We start from the raw sequence: 22,374 nt of genomic DNA, 5'->3' as shown, positions 1-22,374 counted from the left end.
CGTCAGGTGAGATAGACAGCGACACCTACCGCTCCGATCCAGGCGATTGCGAGGAACTGGAGGACGCGATCCCCCAGTGCGATCTCTTCGGGTTCACCGGCCTCGCCGCCATCGACGTCGACCGCGTAACGCAGGATTGCGATGGTAAACGGAATCATAGAAATAGAGAACCAGTTGGTGTCTTTCAGACTGTCCTGCTGGAACGCCCACAGACCGTAGAACACCACGACGGCCGTGGCCGCGAGGGTCCAGATGAACCGCAGATAGGTCGGCGTGTAGTACTCCAGCGACTTGCGGATCTTGGCGCCGGTGCCCAGCGCGATCTGCAACTCGGCGTAGCGCTTACCCGCCGCCATGAACAGCGAGCCGAACGCCATGATCAGCAGGAACCACTGCGACAGCACGATATCCGCGGCCGCGCCACCGGCCACGGCGCGCAGCAGGAAGCCCGAGGACACGATGCAGATGTCCAGCACCGCCTGGTGCTTGAGGCCGAGGCAGTAGGCCAGCTGGATGCCGATGTAGACCGCCATCACCACGGCAAGATGCCAGGAGGCGAGGAACGATCCGGCGATCGAGGCGGCCAGCAGCAGCACCGCGAGCACGTACGCCAGCTTGATCGGGACGACGCCCGCGGCGATCGGCCGGTACCGCTTGGTCGGGTGGGCCCGGTCGGCGTCCACGTCGAGCGCGTCGTTGATCAGGTAGATGCCCGAGGCGGCCATGCAGAACACCACGAAGGCGATGGCGATCGGCTGGAGCACGTCGAGTTCGTTGGCCGTGCCAGCGGCCAGCGGGGCCGCGAGCACCAGGACGTTCTTGACCCACTGCCGCGGCCGGACAGCCTTGAACAGCCCACCGGCCAATGTCTTCGGCGGACCCTTGACGACCGCTTCGGCTAGGTCGGTTCCGGTTGGCTCTTCGCTCATGTCAACTACCAAGGCTCTTTCTGTGGCGGTCATCGAGTCTCTTTTCGGCGGCAAGCACAACGGCGGCGGACGCGGCACCGAGCGCCGAACCAGCGAGCACATCGGAGGGATAGTGCACCCCGAGCACGACCCGGGAAAGCAGCATCGGTGGGACGAGCACCGCAGGCAAGGGTAGCCCGGTCAATCTGCCGAGCAACACCGCCGCCGCGGTGGTCGAGGTGGCGTGCGAGGACGGGAAGCTCAGCTTGCTCGGCGTCGACACGTTGACCTGCACCGAGGGATCGTTCGGGCGCGGGCGGCGGACGACCCGCTTGATGACGATCGAGGCGGCGTGCGCGCCGACGGCGCCCACCGCGACGCCGGCCCACTGCCTGCGCCGCGGCTTGTCGACCAGCCAGCCCGCCGCGGCGATGCCGACCCAGCCGAGCGCGTGCTCACCGAAGTGCGACATGCCGCGGGCGACCTTGACCACCTCGGGTGTGCCGATCTTGGCCTGCACCGCGTTGAGGATTCGCACCTCGGTTGCGGTCTGCTCGGTGGACGGCAACGCGGACACCGGGCCGCCGTGGCCGTTCGTACTCTGCAGCGGCTTATCCACCGCGGTGTTGTCCGCGAGACTCACGACTCCACCTCGCTGACGCTCGGCTCCGTCGTGCGCCTCGGCACACTGTGTCCCTGGTTCGCTCGCTGACGCTCGCTCACGACTCCACCTCGCTGACGCTTGCTCACGACTCCCCCTTCGTCTCAGCACCGATGCCGAAGGCATTTTCCCAGGCCGCGGTGCTGGTCAGCTGCGGGTGGGCGGCGCGGTAGCGCTGCTGCATCTCCGGGAAGCGCGCGGCCAGTTCCTTACGCAGGCGCATGGCTTCCTTGAAGAGGCCGAGAGCTTGGCGCGGGTCGCGCTTGCGGTAGACAACGCCGCGGCCGTCGGCGGTGGTGACGGTAACGCCGTCGACCTGCGACAGCAAGAACCACCGGGCGTCCAGCGTCGGGACATTCAGCTGCGGGACCTCGTGATGCTGCGTGTGTGCCGGGCGCAGGTTGTGCACGACGCCCTTGGCCAGGCGGACCACCTTGGCGATCGGGTTGGCCGGCTCGCCGACCGCACCGACCTCGATATGGCTGGCCAGCGGCAATTCGGTGGACGAGGGCAGGATGACCGCGTCCGGGTACTGCTTGCGCAGCGCGTGCACCGCGCCGAGGGCGCTCGGCAGCAGCTGGAACAGCCGCTCCGGGCCGGCCAGGAAGTCGCGGATGGCCAGGTTCTGGATGGCGACCGTCGAATACTCCAGGCAGAGCAGGTGTTTCAGGGTCGCCTTGACCGTGTTCACCACCATGCCGCGCCCGTTGCCCGGCATGTGCAGCGAGGCCACGACCAGCCGGTTGCGCAGGTGGAAGTAGGCCTGCCAGTCGATGGCGTCGTCCTTGTCGCTCCACGCCATGTGCCAGACCGCGGCACCGGGCAGGGTCACGGTGGAGTAGCCGTGCACCCGGGCGCGCAGGCCGTATTCGACGTCGTCCCACTTCAGGAACAGCGGCAGCGGCTGGCCGATCTCCTCGGCGACCTGGCGCGGGATGACACAGGTCCACCAGCCGTTGAAGTCGACGTCGATGCGCCGGTGCAGCAGCTTGGAGTTGTCGCGGTCCTTGAGCGGGTACTTGGCGAAGTCGTGGTCGTACTCGACGTTCGGCGCCGAGGTCCACATGAAGATGCCGCGGTCGACGACCTCACCCATGCTGTGCAGGTGCGAGCGCTCCTGCAGGTTGAGCATCTGCCCGCCGACCAGCATGGGCGACTTGGCGAACCGGGCGAAGGCCAGCGCGCGCAGGATCGAGTCGGGCTCGATCTCGATGTCGTCGTCCATGTAGACGATGTACTGGGCGTCGGTGGTCTTGAGCGCCTCGTACATCACCCGGCTGTAACCGCCGGAGCCGCCGAGGTTGGGCTGGTTGTGGATGGACAGCCGGTCGCCGAGGGTCGCGGCGGCCTCGGTGAAACCGGGCTCGTCGACCACCTTGCGGTTACCCTGATCGGCCACGATCACCGCGGTGATCTTCGCCAGCACCAGCGGGTCCGAGCCAAGGGCGGCAAGGGTTTTCACCAGATCTGTGGGCCGGTTGAAGGTCGGCATGCCGACCGCGATGGTGCCCTCGTCGGGTGCGTCCACCGGCGCGTACCAGCCGCCGGACAGCAGCGTGACCGCCGTGTCGGTGGTGATGTCGAACCAGATCCAGCCGCCGTCCTCGAACGGACCCAGATCGGTCTCGAACTCGACGCGCACCGACTCGGTGCCCGGCTCGACCGCGAACTCCTTGCCCTGCACGTGGATTCGCGAACCGTCCGCCTTCGAACGGTAGACGTCCACCCGGCCGTGACCGGCCAGTTCCAGGCGCAGCACCACCGATTCGAGGATGCTCCAGCGGCGCCAGTAGCTCGCGGGCAGCGCGTTGAAGTAGGTGCAGAACGACACCTCGGACTCCGCGCCGACCGACAGCGAGGTGCGGGTAGCGGCGTGCGCGCGCTTGGCGTTGGTCTTGGATTCCTCGACGTAGAGGGTGCGCACGTCGAGCGGCTCACCCGGCCGGGGCAGGATGATCCGCTGGAGCAGCGATTTCGCGCGAGTCTGGGTGGTCATGTCTTCCACAAGGGCTTGGGAGGTCATTCTGCACTTTCGTCAGCGAGCGGCGCACCGGTCTCCAAGTGCGGTCGCAGCACATTGTCGAACATGCTGAGCGCACTGCCGATGGCCATATGCATATCGAGGTACTGGTAGGTGCCGAGGCGGCCGCCGAAAAGGACCTTCTCCGTCGCGGTTTCCTTCTTGGCGAGCGCGCGGTACGCGGCCAGCTTGGCCCGGTCCTCCGGCGTGTTGATCGGGTAGTACGGCTCGTCCCCGGTCTGCGCGAAGCGAGAGAACTCGCGCATGATCACCGTCTTGTCCTTCGGGTAGTCGCGCTCCGGGTGGAAGTGGCGCGGCTCGATGATGCGGGTGAAGGGCACGTCCGCGTCGTTGTAGTTCATCACCGAGGTGCCCTGGTAGTCGCCGGTCTCGAGCACTTCGGTCTCGAAATCGATGGTGCGCCAGCCGAGTTCGCCCTCTTGGTAGTCGAAGTAGCGGTCCAGCGGGCCGGTGTAGACGACCGGGGCGTCCGGGTTCGCCGCGCGCAGTTCGTCGCGCACCTCGAACCAGTCGGTGTTCACCCTGACCTCGATGAGCTCGGAGGCGGCCATGTTCTCCAGCCACTTCGTGTAGCCCTCTTTGGGCAGGCCCTCGTAGGTGTCGTTGAAGTAGCGGTTGTCGAAGGTGTAGCGCACCGGCAGGCGGGTGATGTTGCCTGCGGGCAGTTCCTTCGGGTCGGTCTGCCACTGCTTGGCGGTGTAGTCGCGGACGAACGCCTCGTAGAGCGGGCGGCCGATCAGCGAGATCGCCTTCTCCTCGAGGTTCTGCGCGTCCTTGGTCTGGACCTCCGCGGACTGCTCGGCGATGAGCTTGCGCGCCTCTTCCGGCGTGAAGTAGCGGCCGAAGAACTGGGAGATCAGGCCGAGGCCCATCGGGAACTGGTAGGCCTGCCCCTTGTGCATCGCGAAGACCCGGTGCTGGTAACCGGTGAACTCGGTGAACTTGGTGACGTAATCCCAGACGCGCTTGTTCGAGGTGTGGAACAGGTGCGCGCCGTACTTGTGGATCTCGATCCCGGTATCCGGATCCGGCTCCGAGTAGGCGTTGCCGCCGAGGTGGTAGCGACGATCGATCACCAGCACGCGTTTGCCGAGCTCGGTAGCGGCGCGTTCGGCGACGGTCAGCCCGAAGAATCCGGAGCCGACGACGATCAGATCGAACTGTGAGGTGGAGTTGGCGGAGTTACCCGGGGACGATGCGACGGTCACGGGAGCCCAGAGTATCGGAAGTCCGCGCGGGGTCTGGGTGGAGTCGTGCGGCGCACAGAGCGGCGGGTTGTTCGCGGCGGGTTTCGTGTCCGAGCCATCCGAATTTCGCCGGAAGTTTGCCGAACGGTGGGGCTGACGGAAAAGGGATGCTATCCAATGGACGGTTCGCCCGGCCGAAGTGCGTATGGACAGCCAATCAGGGGTGTGGGGGTCGGTAGGGCATCGGGGCGGGCGGGTACTGGGGAGATTGCGCCGGTGCTTGCGGGGTGGCGGATCCGATCGGCGCGGTGGTCACCGTCAGCACCAAGGAGATCAACGCCAAGGCGGCCCCGATGATGATCATGTCGGCCAGGACGAAGGAATCGGCCAAGCCGTAGTCCCCGCCGTACGTCACGCTGATCAAGCCGCCGACGACCAGCCAAACCGCACCGATGATCTCCATCTGCCGGCCGGCCGGCTTGCCGAGCATGGACAGCAGGTTGCCCAGGGCAAGGAGGCCTGCCATCAGCACCGAAACGATCAGCAGAACTTGCAGCACGGAATGATATTGCGACGCGAGTTTCCAGGCCTCGTATTTGTCGTCGGTGATCTTCGGCTCGGAGACCCGGTCCACCACCCGGAAATGCTGAAAGCCGGCGAGCGAGCCCATGCCGACCGCCGCCGCGCCGAGCCAGGCCGACAGGATGGTGATCACCCCGGTCAGCCCCTGGTGCGTGGACGTCGAATTGCTCTGTCGGCCATATGGATCAGCCATCGAACCCCCCTCTAGGTATCGGGCGAACCTTACCGCGCGACCAGCGGCCGATCGAGCCGATGCGGGGAATCGGATGACGTCGGGTCCGGCGAACTAGATGCCCGCTTGTTCCAAAGGCACTTCACTGTAGGAAGATTCGGCACGGAAGCGTGGTGGGGTGTAGGCGATCCAGCGAGTGGTGTAGCCCGAGGAGGCGGCGAGGAACACCGCCAAGGGCAGCACGGCGGCGGTCAACGAGGCCAGCCATTCGCGGTGCAGCAAGGCGGTGACCGAGCCGACCAGGCCGTTGAAGAGTGCGTTGACGGCTTCGAGTGAATGGCTTTCTGTTGGAAGCCAATCGATGCCGTATTCGGGCTGGTAGTCGGTGAGTGAGCAAGCCAAGGCGACAAGGGCGATCGCGGTCAGCAGGCCCGAGGTGAGGATCAGGAGGTAGCGGCCGGTTTCGTCGCGGCGCAGCAGCAGGACGGCGCCGTAGCCGAGGGTGATGGCGGCGAGCAGGGCACCCAGGATCGAGAAGACGGCCATGGATTGATCGATGTGGGATTCACCGCGCAAGGCGCTCAGCACGGTTCCGGCACCCCACAGGTTGAGCAGCCCCGCGCACAGCGCCAGCACGACCGCGGTGGTCGCGACGGCACCACTCGGCGCCGCGGGACGCTCACTGGCGTATGTCATCGATGCCCTTTCTCCGCCGACGGCCGGCACGCATCCAGTATGCGTACCGGCCGTCTGTTGGGCGCGATCTACAGGTGTGTCTCGGCGTAGACCCGCATGGCGTCACGGATCAGCTCCGCGGTGCCTGCGCCGTGTACGTCGTAGTTCGCGGTGAAACGCGGGTCGGCGACGTACATCTCACCGAGCCCGATGAAGGCCTCCTTGGCCACCGGGCGACCCTGCCAGCCGATGCCGACCCAGCGGAAATGGCGGGCCGTGATGGCCTGCACTTCCGCGCTGTCCGGGGCGAGCCCGGCGGCGTGGGCCCGGCCGAAATCCGCGGCGATGTCGGCCTGGGTCTGCTGGAACTGCTTCTGCTCGGCTTCGCTCATCGAGCGCCACCAGCGATCACCGCTCTCGTAGGCCTCCTTGCCCCAGCGTTCGATCACCTCATCCTTGTACTGAGTGTGGTCGAAGCCATCGAAAACCTCTGCGGCCATGAGTGGTTCACCTCTTTCCGTCTTGTGCAGCGTGGTTTGCACCGACTCGATCTGGCGCCGGATCCGTTCCTGTTCCTGCCGAAGCAGTTCCAGGTGTGTGCGCAGTGCGGTACCGGAGTCCTGTTCACCGGCGAGGACTTCGGCGATGACCGGAAGGCCGAGGCCGAGTTCCCGCAGCAGCAGGATGCGTTGCAACCGCACCAGGGAGCCCTGGTCGTAGTAGCGGTAACCGTTGGTGCCGATCCGGCTCGGCGGCAACAGTCCGAGCTGGCCGTAGTGGCGCAGCGTGCGACTGGTGGTACCGGCCGCCTTGGCCAGATCCTGGATGGACCATTCGGTGCGCACGACCTCGTTCTCCCTTCTCATCTCGTCGGTGGAACCAGCATGCAAGTTGACGTTACGTCAAGGTCAACCTCTTTAATCGCAGCTCAGCATTCGCAGCTCAGCGCACGGTCGCCAGCACCGGCCGAGCAGGCTCCGAAATGGTGACCGGCTCGGCCCGTTCGGCGACAGCGACCGGCGCGGTCGCCGCGGCAGTGGTGACGGGCGCGGTCTGTGCCGCAACGCTGGCCGACGCGGTCGGCGCGGCAACGTTGACCGTGGCCGCTCTCGGCCGACCTGCCATCTGACCGAACACGGTGCCGCCCAGCGCGATGACCAGACCTGCCATCTGCAGCGGGCTCAGTGCCTGACCGAGCGCGATCCAGCCGATCACGGCGGCGGACACCGGGCTCAGCAGGCCGAGGAAGGCCACCGAGGTCGCGGGCACCTTGGAGATGCCGCGCAGCCAGAGCCAGTAGGCCGCGGCGGTACCGATGATGCCGATGTACAGGTAACCACCGATGGCGCGGCTGTCGAGCGCCGGCGGTGCACCCTCGATGAGGAAGGCGAGCGGCAGGATGAACAGTCCACCGGCGGTGAGCTGCCAGCCGGTCATCGCGAGCGGGCCGACGCCTTCGGGACGTCCCCAGCGCTGCGTGAGCACGGTGCCCGCCGCCATGGACGCGGCACCCGCCAGTCCGGCGATGACGCCGACGGTATCGAGTTGCGCATTGGCTCGCAGCACCACGAGCGCGACCCCGAAGACGCCGATGAGACCGGCAATCACCTTGCGCCCGTTGGGCTTTTCGGCGAGCACGACGGTGGCCAGACCGAGCGCGAACATCGGCGCGACCGCACCGAGCACGCCGGCGACGCCGCCCGGCAGCCGGTACGCGGCGAGGAACAGCAGCGGGAAGAAGGCGCCGATATTGAGCAGGCCGAGCACGGCGGCGCGCCCGATCCAGTTGCCGCGCGGCAGCACCCTGGTGATGACGAGCAGCGCGAGACCGGCGGGCAGTGCGCGCATCAGCGCCGTGAACAGCGGGCGGTCCGGCGGCAGGAATTCGGTGGTGATGGCGTAGGTGGAGCCCCAGACGATGGGGGTGAGGGCGGTGACCGCCAGGGTGCCCGCGTACGAATCTCCGGTGCGCGGGGTGATGCTTGTGGTCATGTCGTTCGCTCCTCATTGATATTCTCAACGTTGAAATATTTACTCCGTTGGATGCCTCAACGTCAAGTAGATCAATGTTAAGATTCTTAGAGTCGAGAGGAGCGGCCATGGACGCGGTGGATCTGTTCACCCAGCACTGGAATCGGGAGCGGCCGGATGTCGACGTCTCGCCGATGGCGGTGATCGGCCGCATCCAACGGTTGTCCCGCCTGTTCGAGCAGGACCTCAAGCGGTTCTTCAGCGAGTTCGGCATGGAGTTCTGGGAGTTCGACGTGCTCGCCACGCTGCGCCGCTCCGGCAGCGAAGCCGGCCTCACCGCGGGTGCGCTGATCAAGGTGGCCATGGTGACCTCGGGTGCGATCACCAACCGGATCGACCGGCTGGTGGCCAAGGGCTGGATCGAGCGCCAGCCCTGCCCGGAGGACCGCAGGGTGATCCGAGTCAGGCTCACCCCGGAAGGTCGCAAGATGATCGACGATGTGCTGCCGAAACACATGGAGAACGAGCAGCGGCTGCTCGCGTCCCTGGACATGGACTCGCGCGAGCAGCTCGCCGGGTTGCTGCGGACGCTCGCCGAATCGCTCGGTGATGGTGCGCCGGACTGACGTCGATCTACCGAAAGCCCGGCCTAGGTGGACACTTTCGGCCCTTGTCGGGCTTCTAGCGTTGCGACGCAACGAAAAGTGTCCGCCTGGACCGACCACCCTGTGCAGTCGTCATCGCCCGCAACCCATCCCCCACCCTGTGCAGTCGTCATCGCCGCAACCCATCACCGTTGCGCCACAACGGTTTCCGAGGATGCGGCGGCGAGCCGACCGCTGGTCGCACTACCTGTCGGGATACGGATCCCAGGCGTCGGACGTGGCGTCGGAGTAGCCGCGGTAGTCGGCGCGAGCGTGCGCCCCGGTGCCGCTGATGCCGCGGGCGGCAAGGTGGCACCGGACTGCGCGGACACCGGCGGCACACCGGAACTCGACGGAGCGGACTCGAACACCGGCGGAACGCTCTCGTTGGATGGTGCCGACTCATACAGAGGCGTCACGACGACATCGGAGGGGGCAGGCTCGTATGCCGATGGCGCGCTCACTCCTGGCGGCACAGAATCCTGAACGGGAGCGATGTGCGCATCGGACGGCGGGGATTCACGCCTCCATAGCGCGCTCGCGTTCGACGGCACCGATTCGTGCGGCCGCGACCCGCCGGTCCCGGGCGGCGCGGATTCTCGCTGCCGCGGCGCGTTCGCGTTCGACGCCACCGATTCGTACCGCGGCGGCACGCTGGTACCGGACGGCGCGGGCCCGTTCTCGAGAGGCGCGCGCACGCCAGATGCCGCAACGTCCGGCGCAGCTGGTGAATTCGTCAAGGACGGCGCGAATTCCTTTGCAGCCGTTGAACTTATGCCGGATACCCCGGATTTCCCCGCGGGCGGCACACTTCCGCTGGGAAGAACGGGCGCACGCCCCGGCGGCGCACTGACGTCGGCGGGCGCGGATTCATCCACAGGCGGCACACCTGTGGATCCGGGTTCGCGCACGGGAAGCACGTTCAGACCGACCGGCGCGGGCTCGCCTAGACCGGCGGGTGCGGGTCCATGCACAGGCGGCACGCTCGAACTCGCGGGTGCAGATTCATCCACAGGCGCCGCACCCGCGGGTACGGGCTCACCCACAGGAGGCCCGCTCAAATCGCCAGGTGCAGGTGGTACACCCACGTCGGCAGGTACGGATTCATGCACAGGCGGCGTGCTCGAACCCGCCGGTGCGGATTTATCCACAGGCGGTATGCCCACGCCGGACTCGCGGGCGGGCGGCACGCCCGGGGCGGGTGTGGCCGGGTCGGGGACCAACTGGAGGAGCGTGGTGAAGTCGACGACCTGGGCACCGAGGGTGGGGGTCGAGATGATGACGCCGTTGGTGAACATGCGGTAGGTTCCGGCGTTTTCCGGCAGTGCCATCTCCGGACCGAGTGGCCGGCCGACCGCGCTGTTCGCGCCGCCGATCCGCCGGTACTCGATGTCGATCGGTGATTCGGCGACTGCGGCTCGGGTGCGTGGGTCCACTGGAATCCGCGGTGCATTGGGCGCGAGATCGCTCAGCGCGGGTCCGACGTCGAAGGTGTAGATGTCGGCGGGTTCGCCGCCGTCGGGCGCGGAGGAGTACTCCGATCGCAGGATCCGCCCGTCCCGCAGCAGCACGGTCCCGGCGCTGGCCGCCACGGCGGCGGCCGTGCGCGGATCCTCCTTGACGGTACCGGGATACACCTGGCAGTCGGTGCTGTCGCAGCTCTGCGCGTACGAATAACGGTGCTCGGCAAGGACATACGAGCGAGCGGCGATCGCCTGGGCGCGCAATGCCTCGGCAGCGCCCTGGTCCGCCCAGTTCGCCTGCACCTCGGCCGGCAGGACGCCGAGCAAGTAATCCTCGACGTCGACGCGGTTGACGGTGCGCGCCGCCCCGTTCTCCAGCGCCACACCGAGCGCGCCGCGGTACCCGGTGCCGCCACAGAGCGTGAGGTGTTCGGCGGCAGGTCGATTCGGGCCCGGGTCGAGCGGATAGACCCACGGATCGTTGGTCCCCGCCTGCCACAGCACCTCGCCCTCGCACCCGACCGTCACCACCACGTTCGCTCCGCCGTTCGGCAGCGGGGTCAGATGCGCGGCCTGCCCGGCCTGAACCACCCGGCCGGCGACGCGCAGACCGGCGGCCGCGTAGGTGTCGAGGGTGGAGTCGTCTTGAGCGGTCAGCCGGATGCCGACGGTGTTTGCCGGAACGGTGCCGAGAGTGGCGCCCGGGTAGTAGTGACCGAGGATGGCTTCGGCGGTCCACCCCTCCTGCGCGTTCGCGAAAGCGCCGTGCTGGCTCATGCCGCGCCCATGGCCCGGTCCCGCCACCGTCCGATAAGGGGTCTCCCCCGGCCAGGCCCACAGCATGAGCACCGCGCCTACCGCCAGCGCCGCAGTGCCCGTGACCAGCACCGGACGCACGGATAGCGCAGGTCGATCGGGTCCGCGCCTGCGCTGCCCCCGGCGCATCGCTCGTTTTTCTCTGCGCGCAGATTTCACCCGCATTCGTGCTCCCCCCGTGCTCTTTCGTTCCGGTGCTGTGTTGCGTCGCATCCGTTCACTCCCACGGTATTCCGGGGTCGGGCGGATTGGATACCTGTCGGCATGTCGTTCCGTCCCGGCCGCATTCCGAGAGCTACATTCGAGCAATCACATAATCCTCAACAAGAGGTTTAGATATGTGACAGTTGTGACTATTGTGGTCGTTGATACATCAGGAAGCAACCCTGGTTTTGCAGACGATCACTGGTTCGACCTGAATGGAGACGCTCGTGCCCTACCGCAAACCGAAACGTTCCTACGTCCTCCCGGTTATCACCACGCTTGCGGTAGCGGCCCCGCTCGCGGCGCTCACGATGAGCGACTCGCCCGACTATCGCTCGGCCACCGATACCGAGCTCGCCGCCGTGCCGGCGCAGCTGGCCGAGGTCGTGCTGAATTCGGCGCCCGACATCGTGCTTCCGCTACGCGAACTCACCGGATTGGACCTACCGGATTTACGCCTGTCCGATCTACGAATGCTGCCGCTACCAGCGTCCATTCCCATTCCGGAAGGGCTACCGCTGCCGCCCGGCGTAGAACTACCCAAAGAAATTCCACTACCGAAGCTGAATGGTCCACACCCGGCCACTCCCGGCCAGCAGAGCGCGCCAGGTCAGAACTCCACACCTGGACTGAACGCCACTCCCGGGCAGGGCATCGCACCAGGCCAGACACCATTCCCGGGACAAGCCGCCACACCAGGGCAGGCACCCCTTCCCGGTCAGGCCACCGCGCCGAATCGAAACGCCATTCCAGGTCAGGGCGCAGCGCCTAACCAGAACCTCACTCCAGGTCAGGCGATAGCGCCGAATCAGAACGCCGTCCCAGGCCAAGCCGTCGCACCGAACCCGAACACTGTCCCGGGCCAGGCCGCCGCGCCGGCCCAGAACACCTTCCCAGGTCAGGCCGTCGCGCCGAGCCAGAGCACCCCAGGCCAAGCCACCGCACCGGCGCAGAATCCCGCCCCAGCTCAAGCCACCGCGCCAGCGCAGAATGCCGTACCGGGCCAAACCGCCGGGCCCGGTCAGAACCCCATCCCCAGCCAGGCCGCAGCTCCAGGGCAGGCCGCAACACCGGGTCAGGCCATCGCGCCGAGTCAGAACCCCGTTCCAGGCCGGGCCGCAGCACCAATTCAGAACCCAGCCCCAGGTCAGGCGCCCAATGCCGGGCAACCCGCACAGGCGCCGACATACACTCCTGGCGCCCGTTTCATCGCCGATCCCAGCCACCTCGAACCCGGCACCACCCCCGACACGCCCGCGCTGGCACCCGGCGCCGTCCCGCCCGAATGGGCCGACCAGGTCGGTGCTCAGGTCAAGGAACTGTCTCGGGAAACGCCTTTCAGCGTGGTCGCGCTCACCGGCGCCGACCTGACGAACACCAAGGCGCTGCTGCGCGCCCGCCAGACCGACGGCACCTGGGGCCCCTGGCTCGACACCGAACCGGTGGACACCCGCCGCACCGATCGCACCGCGCCGGGCGGCAAGACCGGCACCGAACCGATCTATGTCGGCACCACCAACGCGGTGCAGATGCTGGTCACCCGCAAGCCCGCCGCGGCGGCAGTGGACGACGCCATCGCACCGGACCCCGCGAACCCACCGGCCCCGCGCACGGACGATCCCGCGCAGCTTGCGGGTGTCGACCTGACCGCCGTCCTCATCGATCCGGGTCGCGGCGCCATCGACAGCGCGCTGCACAAGGTCGCGGCACCCGTGCCCGGCGGCGGTGGACCCAAGGTGATCACCCGTGAGGGGTGGGGCGCGGACGAAAGCATCCGTTGTGAGGAACCCACCTACGACGACGGCCCCGGCAAGGACGGGCTCGGTGGCATCACCGTGCACCACACCGCCGGACGCAACGACTACAGCAGGGAAGAATCCGCGGGCATCGTCCGCGCGATCTACACCTATCACGCGCAGACGCTGGGCTGGTGCGACATCGGCTACAACGCACTGGTCGACAAGTACGGCCAGATCTTCGAGGGTCGCGCGGGCGGACTCAACCGCGCGGTGCAGGGCGCGCACGCGGGCGGTTTCAACGAGAACACCGCGGGTGTCGCGCTGATGGGCAACTACACCTCCGAGGAGCCCAGCGAGGAGTCCATCGAAGCGATGGGCAACTTCATCGGCTGGCGCGCCAAGATCGCGGGTCTCGACCCGGTCGGCTACACCACGATGTACTCCGAGGGCACCGAATTCACGTCGTATGCCCTGGGTCAGGCGGTGCAGCTGCCGATCGTGTTCGCGCACCGCGACGTCGGCAACACCTCCTGCCCGGGTGACGCCGCCTACGACATGATGGATCGAATTCGCGAAATCGCCGCGAGTGTCGCGGGCGGTGCGAGCCTGGCGAACAGCGGAAACGGTGACAGCTACGCGAACAACAGCACTGGCACCGAAGGCACCGCGAACAGCACGACCCCGCAGGCCGCACCGCGCGGCAAGCCCGACCTCGCCGCGCTGGCCGCGCTCACCAAGAAGCTGCTCAGCATGGTGAACGACAACGCGATCGCCAAGCACTGGGCCGACAAGGGCGGTCCGAGTGGACCGCTCGGCGCCGCGCAGACCGAACCGCTGCCCGCCGCGCAGGGCCAGCAGTACGCCAAGTTCGCCAACGGTTACGTCTACACCGCGCCGGACGGCAAGGTGATCGAGGTGCTCGGCGCGATCCTCGACCGCTTCCTGCAGCTCGGCGGTGACGCGGGCGTGCTCGGCCTCCCGCAGAGCGACGCTTACCCGGTGCCGGACGGACTGCGTTCGGATTTTCAGTACGGCTCGCTGATCCTCAACCAGGCGACCGGGATCGTCACCACGGTGTGGAAGACCTACAACGACCTGTATCAGCAGGAAGCGAGTCGTCCCGCGCCGGCGGCACCGGCTCCGGCCGAATCGCCGGCTCCCGCTGCGGTTCCCGCGCCGAAACCCGCCATTGTCCCGGCCCCGAGCCAGGACTCGGCCCCGGCTGAGAGCCCCGCGCCCGCCGAGTTCGCAACTCCGGAACCCGGCACCCTCCAGTTCCCGGCACCCGAGGACTTCCTCCCGCACCCCGCCCCCGAACCAGCGGGCTGATCCAGGACCACCTCTCGGAGCTCGCTGCCACGGCAGCGGGCTCCGAGTTCGTGCACGGCACCATGATCAAGTTGAACCCGGTGTATCCCGGCTCTCGACCGATGGCATCGGCTCTGGCATCCGAGTTGCTTCGCCCGGTCGCCGGACCCGTAGCCAGGCAGCGAGGGGCACGCCGGAATCGCCTGGGCGCGTGCGGCAGTCGCGCGAAAGGGTTACCCGCTCAGATCCACCAGCGTTCGAGAACGCGGGCAACACCATCGTCGGAGTTGGATTCGGCGACCTCGTCCGCCGCCGCTTTGGCTTCGGCGTGCGCATTCGCCATCGCGACACCGTGGCCGGCCATGGTGAGCATCGGCACGTCGTTGGGCATGTCGCCGAACGCGACGATGTTCGCTGCCTCGACACCGAGGCGCTGCGCGACGATCGACAGGCCGGACGCCTTGGTGACACCGGGTGCGGACAGCTCGATCAGTCCGTGCTCGGTCGAGTAGGTGATATCGGCGCGTTCGCCGATCAGCGGCGCCAGCACCGTGCGCATGTCGGAGCTGCGGGCGCCGGGTAGTCGGATCAGCATCTTGATCGCCGGTGCGTCGACGACCTCGTTGCGGGCCACCGTGGTGTCGTCCGGATTCAGCCAGGCGTGCTCGTACAGCGGCGAGCTCACGAACTGCGGGGTGACCGCGTCGTGTGCGCTCTCCCCGACCCGCTCGGCCGCGAGCCCGCACCCCGGCAGCGCCTCCTCGGCCAGGTCGGCGATCCAGGACAGGGTGTCCACGTCCAACGTCATGCTGGCCAGCACCCGATCGGTCGCGCTGTCGTAGATGACCGCCCCGTTGCCGCACACGCACAGCGGCGCGTAGCCGAGCCCGTCGACGACCGGATCTATCCAGCGCGGCGGGCGTCCGGTGGCGAGCACGAACGGCACACCGTCACCGATCAGCGCGTCGACCGCGGCTTTGGTGCGCGCGGTGACCCGCTCGTCGTGGTCGATGAGGGTGCCGTCGACATCGGTGGCCACCATCTTCGGCTTGGGCAGGTGCAGGAGGGTCACCTATTCCATCCTGCCGGACAACCATCTCGAAGTGGCGGGCGTGTCGTCCTGCGCACAGGAGCCGATCGCTCGACGCCCGACCGGTTACGACGGTGGCGGACGCCAAACACTGTCGTCCTCGGGGTTCGATGACTCCGAAGACGGTGGTTGCCGGACCGTCTCATCGTCGAGTGCGGGTTGTGCGGGTGCACCCCAGGCAGCTCGCGACTCGGATTGCGGACGCGCCTGACCGCTGGGCGTCTGGGCCGGCGTACTCCGAGCAGTTTGCGGCTCCGGCCGTGGCTCCGCAGCCACACCACTCGAGGTTTGGCCGGGTGCGCCCCGAGCGGCTTGCGGCTCTGGCGGAGACCACGCGGGCTGACCACCCTGTGGCATGGCACCGGGCAGTGCGGGTCCGCTCCCACCGGCTGGTGGCGCAGCAGGCACCCACCCACCCTGTCCGTTCGGCGCCGGGGGCTGTGCCGACAGATTCCAGGCAACTTGAGGTGTTGCCGGCGCCTCGGCGGCCTTGTCGAGGGACACCGCGCCACCAGATGGCGCGGGCACACCCCAGGTGGGTTGGGGTGAGGGTGCGGCGACGTGATCGGCGGGATCCGCCGACGCGGATTGCGCAGGAGGTTGGGTGGGTGCGCTCCAGGCGGCTGGTGGTGCGGGCGGTTGGTGCCAGGCCTGATCAGGGCCACCCGATTGTGCGGGCTGCCAGGGCTGCGGCGGGCCGGGGTAGGGATATCCGTACTGCTGGGGCATGGCGGCTGCGGGGCTGTGTGCCAACCAGCGGGTGGTGGGCGGAAGCAGGGTGAGTATCGCGGTAGCGACGGGAAAGATGAGCCCGATCAGGCTGCCCGCGCTACCACTGATCACGCCGAGCCCGTCCGAGGAACCATCGATGGAACGAATGAGCGCGAACCCGACGATCTCCGCGACCACCACCGTGACACAGCCGACGACGACGAGCAGCCGGCCGAACGATTTCCTGCTGAACATCGCGACCGCGCCGACCCCGAGCACGACCGCGATCAGCAGCGACAGCACGCCGGACACGATGGCCCAGGTCTGGAACCAGTCCTGCGAAAACAACCCGGAGGTGTCGTAATCCTGCAGTTGCCAGCCGATGAACCCGAACGCCAAACTGATTCCGCCACCGAGCAATTGGCCGATACTGCCGATGCATGCCAACACTCCGGCGGTCACCGCGGTTGCCCCGCTCGGCGCGGGAACTCCGGCCGAATACGCCGGATATGGGTTGTATCCCCCGGGATATTGCGGATAACTCACGACTCCCCCTTCGACGCGTCGCGCCGCCCGCGCACCTAGTGCCGCAAGAATAAAGGACATGCCGAACCCCGCGTGACACGCGCGACCGGGTCATCGTCCTTATGATCAGGGGCTAATACTCGACGCTGGTCCGTCCAGCCGAAAGACCATGAGGACTGATGACCGGCTTCCTGCTACGACGCGCGCTTCACTATGTCGTGCTGTTGCTGCTGGCGTCGTTCCTGACCTTCAGCTTGGCGTCGCTGACGTTTCGCCCGCTGGACAGTCTGGAACAACGCAACCCACGCCCACCGCAGGCGGTGATCGACGCCAAGGCGGAGGAGTTACACCTCAACGACCCGATCCCGCAGCGCTATATCACCTGGCTCAAGGGGATCCCGCAAGGGGATTTCGGCAAGACCCTGGCCGGCCAGCCGGTGAGCGAGGAGCTGCCGCGCCGGGTCGCGGTGAGTTTGCGGCTGCTGATCCTCGGTTCCCTGGTCGGCACGGTGCTCGGCGTGCTGATCGGTGCGGCGGGTGCCATCAGGCAATACAAATTCAGTGACTACTTCACCACGGTGATCTCGCTGCTGGTGTTGAGCACGCCGGTGTTCCTGCTCGCGACATTGTTGAAATACGGTGCGCTGGAAATCAATTCGCTCACCGGCTCGCAGATATTTCTCTACACCGGGGAGACCTCGGCGAACCGCATCGACGGATTCTGGCCGCAACTGCTCGACCGGCTGCAGCATCTGGTGCTGCCGACGGCCGGTCTCGCCCTCGGCGGTATGGCGGGCTACAGCCGCTATCAACGCAACGCGATGCTCGACGTGCTGCAAAGCGATTTCATTCGCACCGCCCGCGCCAAAGGCCTGACCCGTAGCAAAGCGCTCTACAAGCACGGCTTGCGCACGGCGTTGATTCCGATGGCGACCTTGTTCGCATACAGCCTGCTCGGCTTGATCACCGGCGCGACGTTCACCGAGAAGATCTTCGGCTGGCACGGCGTCGGTGAGTGGCTGGTGGATTCCATCAATGCGCAGGACCTGTACGTGGTGGTCACGGTGACCGCGTTCGCCGGACTGGTGGTGCTGGTGTCGGGCCTGCTCTCCGATGTGGTGCTGGCGATTCTCGATCCCCGGGTGCGTGTGCGATGACTGATGCCGTCGAGATCATCGTCCAGGGTGCGCCCGAACCGGCGGCGGCAGGCCGGAGCAAGCTGGTGCTGCGCAGGTTCCTGCGCAACAAGCCCGCCGTCGTCGGCGCGGTGATCCTGATCCTGCTGTTCATCGCCAGCTTCGCGTTGCCGCCGCTGCTGAAATACGACTACCAGCAGCTGGATTACACCGCCCTGCTGAAGCCGCCCAGCGCCAATCATCCGTTCGGCACCACCCAGATCGGGCAGGACGTGCTGGCGCAAACCCTGCGCGGCATGCAGAAGTCCCTGCTGATCGGCCTGTGCGTGGCGCTGGTCTCCACCACCATCGCCGCGACGGCGGGCGCGATGGCCGGGCTGCTCGGCGGCTGGACCGACCGCACGATCATGTGGCTGGTCGATCTGCTGCTGGTGGTGCCGAGCTTCATCATCGTGGCGCTGTTCGCGCCGCGCACGAAGGGCAGCGGATCGATCCTGCTGCTGATTCTGCTGCTCAGCCTGTTCGGCTGGATGATCAGCGCGCGCATCGTGCGCGGCCTGACGCTCAGCCTGCGCGACCGCGAATTCGTCAGGGCCGCACGGTATATGGGCGCTCCGACGCGCACCGTCATCGTCAGCCATATCCTGCCGAACATCGCCTCGATCCTGATCATCGACACCACGCTGGCGGTCGGCGCGGCGATCATGGCCGAAACCGGGCTCAGCTTCCTCGGTTTCGGTGTGCAGCCGCCGGATGTCTCGCTCGGCTCGCTGATCGCGTCCGGCACCAAGTCGGCGCTGACCTATCCATGGCTGTTCCTGTTCGCCGGTGGCCTGCTGATCACCATCGTGTTGTGCGCCAACCTGGTCGGTGACGGACTGCGCGACGCATTCGATCCCGGCGCCAAGCGGGCGCGCTCGAAGAAGAAGGCAAAGGTATGACGGGCGCTGACCCCACCGAGAAGGTCGTGGTCGAGAAGAACTTCACCGCACCGCTACTGGAGGTCACCGACCTTCGCGTCTCCTTCCCCAGCGAGGAGGGCCGCATCGAGGCGGTGCGCGGGGTCAACTACACCGTCTCCGACGGTGAGGTGCTCGCCATCGTCGGCGAATCCGGCTCCGGCAAGTCCGTGTCCTCGCTCGCGGTGATGGGCCTGCTGCCGGAGCAGGCGCGGATCGGCGGCTCGATCCGGCTGCGCGGCCGCGAGCTGCTCGGCCTCGGCGACCGCGAATTGTCCAGGCTGCGTGGCAGTTCCATCAGCATGGTGTTCCAGGATCCACTCTCGGCGCTGACCCCGGTGTACCGGGTCGGCGAGCAGATCGCCGAAGCCCTGCTGGCGCACGGCAAGATGAGCAAGACAGAGGCGGCGGACCGAGCGGTCGAGCTGCTCGGTCTGGTCGGCATCGGCGAACCCGAGGTGCGCGCCAAGGCTTTTCCGCACGAGTTCTCCGGCGGCATGCGCCAGCGCGTGGTGATCGCCATGGCCATCGCCAACGATCCCGCGCTGATCATCTGCGACGAGCCGACCACCGCACTCGACGTCACGGTGCAGAAGCAGATCCTGAATCTGCTGCGCAAAGCGCGCGACATCACCGGCGCGGGCGTCATCATGATCACCCACGACATGGGAATCGCGGCCACACTCGCGGACCGGGTCGCGGTGATGTACGCCGGGAAGATCGTCGAAACCGCTACCACCACCGAGCTTTTCAGCGCACCGAGGATGCCGTACACGGTGGGTCTGCTCGGCTCCATTCCCCGGATGGACCGCCCGGCCCGCCAGCCGCTGATCCCGATCTTCGGCGCACCGCCCGCCATGCACGCGCTGCCGCCGGGCTGCTCGTTCGCGCCGCGCTGCCCGATCTCGATCGATGAATGCCGGGTCGCCGAGCCGCCGTTGGAGAAGACCAACCCCGGGCACGCCGCCGCCTGCATCCGCACCGCGGAGGTCGGCACCGACGACCTGTTCGAGGCGTATCGGCAGGAAGTCACCGAGCCGAGGGCCGAAGCCGAGGTCAGTGAGCAGGTGGTGCTGCGGGTTTCGGAGTTGGTGAAGACCTTCCCGATCACCGCGGGCATTCTGTTCAAGCGCCGTAAGGGCGAGATCCGCGCGGTCGACGGCATCAGCTTCGAGGTGCGCGCGGGCCGCACGCTGGCGCTGGTCGGCGAGTCCGGTTCCGGGAAATCGACGACGCTCAGCCAGATTCTCGACCTGGTCCGTCCGGAATCGGGCACCATCGAGATCATGGGCAGCGACGTCGCGACCCTGACCAAGGCCCGCAAACGCGAGATCCGCCGGAAGATGCAGATCGTCTTCCAGGATCCGACCGCGTCGCTGGACCCGCGCCTGCCGATCTTCGACGCGCTGGCCGAGCCGATGCGCATCGACGGACGCGGACGCGACGAGATCAGCCGCCGGGTACCGGAACTGCTCGAGCAGGTCGGCCTGCGCCGCGACCATGCCGAGCGCTATCCCGCCGACTTCTCCGGCGGCCAGAAACAGCGCATCAGCATCGCCCGCGCCCTCGCACTGGACCCGGAGCTGCTGGTGCTCGACGAACCGGTGTCCTCACTGGACGTCTCCATCCAGGCCGGTGTGCTGAACCTGTTGCGCGACTTGCAGATCGAGCGCGGACTGTCGTATCTGTTCGTCTCGCACGACCTATCCGTGGTGCGCAACCTGGCCCACGATATCGCGGTGATGTACCGCGGCAAGATCGTCGAATCCGGCCCGGCGGAACAGATTTTCGCCGATCCACGGCACGAGTACACCCGCGAGCTCATCGACGCGGTGCCCGTGCCTGCCGTCAGCCGATAGAAGGAGAGTGCGATGCCGATCCGAGCGAGCCGAAGGCCGGCATTGCGCTGGGCGATACCGGTGGTCGCGCTGAGCCTGATCACGGCGGGTTGCGGTACGGGTGACACGCCCTCGACCGAGGGCGTGTCCGGCGCGATCGGCACCACCAGCGACATCAACCCCAAGGGTGTCGACGAGTTGCGCGACGGCGGCAACCTGCGGCTGGCCACCACCTCGTTTCCCGCCAACTGGAACACCCTGTCCACCGACGGCAACGACGGCGAGATCGCCGACATCGAACGACCGTTGATGCCGCGCGCGTTCAACACCAACGCTGCGGGTGAGCTGACGGTCAACCACGACTACTTCACCGATGTCCAGCTCACCAGCACCAGCCCGCAGCAGGTCACCTACACGATCAACCCGAAAGCCGTCTGGTCCGACGGCAATCCGATCACCTGGGAAGACATCGCCGCTCAGGCCAAGGCACTCAACGGCACCGACAAACGCTTCCTGATCGCCATCACCGTCGGTTTCGACCGGGTGGAGAAGGTGGAGCGTGGCGTCGACGACCGGCAGGCCGTCATCACCTTCCGGCAACCCTTCACCGAGTGGCGCGGCCAGTTCGCGGGCAACATGTCGCTGTTCCCCAAATCGGTGACCGCCGACCCAGAAACCTTCAACAAGGGTCTCGTCGACAACATGGGGCCGACGGCGGGCCCGTTCCTCGTCCAGTCGACCGATCGCGGCCAAGGCCGAATCGTGCTGGGGCGCAACCCGAACTGGTGGGGTGCCGAACCCAAGCTCGACACCATCACCTACACCGTGCTCGACCGCAACTCCTGGGTCGGCGGCCTGCAGAACAACGAGCTCGACGCGGTCCTGCTCACCAACCTCGACGACGCGACGACCGTGCGCAGGTCCTCGGGCGTCGTCGTCCGCCGCGCACCGGGTAATCGCTGGCGGCACATCACCTTCAACGGCGCACCCGGCTCCATCCTCGCCGACCCCGCTCTGCGCGTGGCCATCTCGAAGGCGATCGATCGTCAAGGCATCGCCACCGCGGTGCAGAACGGACTGGTCGAGCAGCCGAAGCCACTGAACAACCACGTCTTCCTGGAGGGCCAGGCCGGCTACCAGGACAACAGCCTCGGCTTCGACCCGGACGCCGCCGCAAGGGAACTCGACGCACTCGGCTGGAAACGCAACGGTGACACCCGCGAAAAAGACGGCCGCAAACTGGTCATCCGGGACGTCATGTACAACGACGACACCTGGGTCCAGATCGCCCGCATCATCCAGCAGAACCTCGCCCAGATCGGCGTCGAGCTGACCATCGACACCAAGCCCGGCACCGGCTTCTTCACCGACGTCATCATCCCCGGTGACTTCGACGCCGCCCAATTCTCCTATATCGGCGACGCATTCCCGCTGAGCAGCATTCCGCAGACCTACGGCTACAACCCCGGCGACTGGCAGAACAACTTCGGCCACATCGGCTCCCCGGAACTCAACGCCCTGATCGATCGCACCCTGTCCGAACTGGACCCGAAGAAGGCGATCGAGTTGGCCAACGAGGTCGACCGCAAGGTGTTCGAGGAGGGGCATTCGTTGCCGCTGACCCAGTCGGAAGGGAACTGGGGCGTGCGCGCGGACATCGCCAACTTCGGGTCACCGGGGTTGGCGTCGTATGACTACATCAAGATCGGCTTCCTGAAGTAATTAAGCAGCAATCCTGCGGAAA

The 22,374-nt window shown here is 67.0% G+C and carries 17 protein-coding genes; 6 read left to right on the top strand and 11 right to left on the bottom strand.

The window, feature by feature from the left end; translation table 11 throughout:
- Nucleotides 1-2: 2 nt before the first annotated feature.
- The 8 genes from DMB37_RS21615 to DMB37_RS21580 all read right to left on the bottom strand — a co-directional run bounded on the left by DMB37_RS21615 (nucleotide 3) and on the right by DMB37_RS21580 (nucleotide 8,218).
- Nucleotides 3-929, bottom strand: coding sequence for a decaprenyl-phosphate phosphoribosyltransferase (locus DMB37_RS21615; protein ID WP_135234264.1), 927 nt, complete (start codon nucleotides 927-929; stop codon nucleotides 3-5).
- Nucleotide 930: 1 nt separating this feature from the next.
- Complete coding sequence (locus DMB37_RS21610) at nucleotides 931-1,485, bottom strand: phosphatase PAP2 family protein (RefSeq protein ID WP_206055363.1); 555 nt, start codon at nucleotides 1,483-1,485, stop codon at nucleotides 931-933.
- A gap of 169 nt (nucleotides 1,486-1,654) precedes the next feature.
- Entirely contained in the window at nucleotides 1,655-3,592 is a 1,938-nt protein-coding gene (locus DMB37_RS21605) for a glycosyltransferase (RefSeq protein WP_135234263.1), read from the bottom strand.
- Nucleotides 3,589-4,818 (bottom strand): UDP-galactopyranose mutase, encoded by a 1,230-nt coding sequence (glf, locus tag DMB37_RS21600; RefSeq protein ID WP_135234262.1) that lies wholly within the window; start codon nucleotides 4,816-4,818, stop codon nucleotides 3,589-3,591. Before glf ends, DMB37_RS21605 begins: the two co-directional genes overlap by 4 nt.
- 196 nt (nucleotides 4,819-5,014) lie before the next feature.
- The gene (locus DMB37_RS21595) at nucleotides 5,015-5,572 is read right to left on the bottom strand and encodes a hypothetical protein (RefSeq protein ID WP_135234261.1); all 558 of its coding nucleotides are present in this window, start codon (nucleotides 5,570-5,572) and stop codon (nucleotides 5,015-5,017) included.
- Nucleotides 5,573-5,665: 93 nt separating this feature from the next.
- Nucleotides 5,666-6,247 (bottom strand): hypothetical protein, encoded by a 582-nt coding sequence (locus tag DMB37_RS21590; RefSeq protein ID WP_135234260.1) that lies wholly within the window; start codon nucleotides 6,245-6,247, stop codon nucleotides 5,666-5,668.
- 68 nt (nucleotides 6,248-6,315) lie between these two features.
- Nucleotides 6,316-7,092 carry a MerR family transcriptional regulator gene (locus DMB37_RS21585; protein WP_135234259.1) on the bottom strand — a complete coding sequence of 259 codons (777 nt, stop codon included), beginning with the start codon at nucleotides 7,090-7,092 and terminating at the stop codon, nucleotides 6,316-6,318.
- Between the two features lie 76 nt (nucleotides 7,093-7,168).
- The gene (locus DMB37_RS21580; protein WP_135234258.1) at nucleotides 7,169-8,218 is read right to left on the bottom strand and encodes an EamA family transporter; all 1,050 of its coding nucleotides are present in this window, start codon (nucleotides 8,216-8,218) and stop codon (nucleotides 7,169-7,171) included.
- A gap of 107 nt (nucleotides 8,219-8,325) precedes the next feature.
- Here DMB37_RS21580 and DMB37_RS21575 point away from each other — a divergent pair, with 107 nt between their 5' ends.
- Nucleotides 8,326-8,823, top strand: a complete 498-nt coding sequence (locus DMB37_RS21575) for a MarR family winged helix-turn-helix transcriptional regulator (RefSeq protein ID WP_135234257.1) — start codon at nucleotides 8,326-8,328, stop codon at nucleotides 8,821-8,823.
- 164 nt (nucleotides 8,824-8,987) lie between these two features.
- Here DMB37_RS21575 and DMB37_RS41405 read toward each other — a convergent pair whose 3' ends face one another.
- Complete coding sequence (locus DMB37_RS41405; RefSeq protein ID WP_240771606.1) at nucleotides 8,988-11,192, bottom strand: SpoIID/LytB domain-containing protein; 2,205 nt, start codon at nucleotides 11,190-11,192, stop codon at nucleotides 8,988-8,990.
- A 347-nt stretch (nucleotides 11,193-11,539) separates the two neighbouring features.
- On the opposite strand from DMB37_RS41405, the gene DMB37_RS21565 reads away from it, so the two are divergent.
- Entirely contained in the window at nucleotides 11,540-14,392 is a 2,853-nt protein-coding gene (locus tag DMB37_RS21565; protein ID WP_370465169.1) for an N-acetylmuramoyl-L-alanine amidase, read from the top strand.
- A gap of 220 nt (nucleotides 14,393-14,612) precedes the next feature.
- Here DMB37_RS21565 and DMB37_RS21560 read toward each other — a convergent pair whose 3' ends face one another.
- The gene (locus DMB37_RS21560) at nucleotides 14,613-15,413 is read right to left on the bottom strand and encodes an HAD family hydrolase (RefSeq protein ID WP_135237735.1); all 801 of its coding nucleotides are present in this window, start codon (nucleotides 15,411-15,413) and stop codon (nucleotides 14,613-14,615) included.
- 114 nt (nucleotides 15,414-15,527) lie between these two features.
- Nucleotides 15,528-16,718 (bottom strand): hypothetical protein, encoded by a 1,191-nt coding sequence (locus DMB37_RS21555; protein ID WP_135234256.1) that lies wholly within the window; start codon nucleotides 16,716-16,718, stop codon nucleotides 15,528-15,530.
- Nucleotides 16,719-16,876: 158 nt separating this feature from the next.
- On the opposite strand from DMB37_RS21555, the gene DMB37_RS21550 reads away from it, so the two are divergent.
- From DMB37_RS21550 to DMB37_RS21535, 4 genes are read left to right on the top strand one after another with little or no spacing between them, the layout of a single operon-like run.
- Nucleotides 16,877-17,854, top strand: coding sequence for an ABC transporter permease (locus DMB37_RS21550; RefSeq protein WP_107653598.1), 978 nt, complete (start codon nucleotides 16,877-16,879; stop codon nucleotides 17,852-17,854).
- Nucleotides 17,851-18,774, top strand: a complete 924-nt coding sequence (locus DMB37_RS21545) for an ABC transporter permease (protein ID WP_135234255.1) — start codon at nucleotides 17,851-17,853, stop codon at nucleotides 18,772-18,774. The genes DMB37_RS21550 and DMB37_RS21545 overlap by 4 nt, the downstream gene beginning before the upstream one ends.
- Entirely contained in the window at nucleotides 18,771-20,651 is a 1,881-nt protein-coding gene (locus DMB37_RS21540; protein ID WP_135234254.1) for an ABC transporter ATP-binding protein, read from the top strand. The genes DMB37_RS21545 and DMB37_RS21540 overlap by 4 nt, the downstream gene beginning before the upstream one ends.
- 12 nt (nucleotides 20,652-20,663) lie before the next feature.
- The gene (locus DMB37_RS21535) at nucleotides 20,664-22,352 is read left to right on the top strand and encodes an ABC transporter family substrate-binding protein (RefSeq protein WP_135234253.1); all 1,689 of its coding nucleotides are present in this window, start codon (nucleotides 20,664-20,666) and stop codon (nucleotides 22,350-22,352) included.
- Nucleotides 22,353-22,374: the final 22 nt, after the last annotated feature.

It is taken from the genome of Nocardia sp. CS682 (assembly GCF_004634405.1).
Taxonomy (GTDB): domain Bacteria; phylum Actinomycetota; class Actinomycetes; order Mycobacteriales; family Mycobacteriaceae; genus Nocardia; species Nocardia ninae.
Note: the sequence above shows the minus strand (reverse complement) of the source record. Positions and strands in the feature narration are given on the sequence as shown.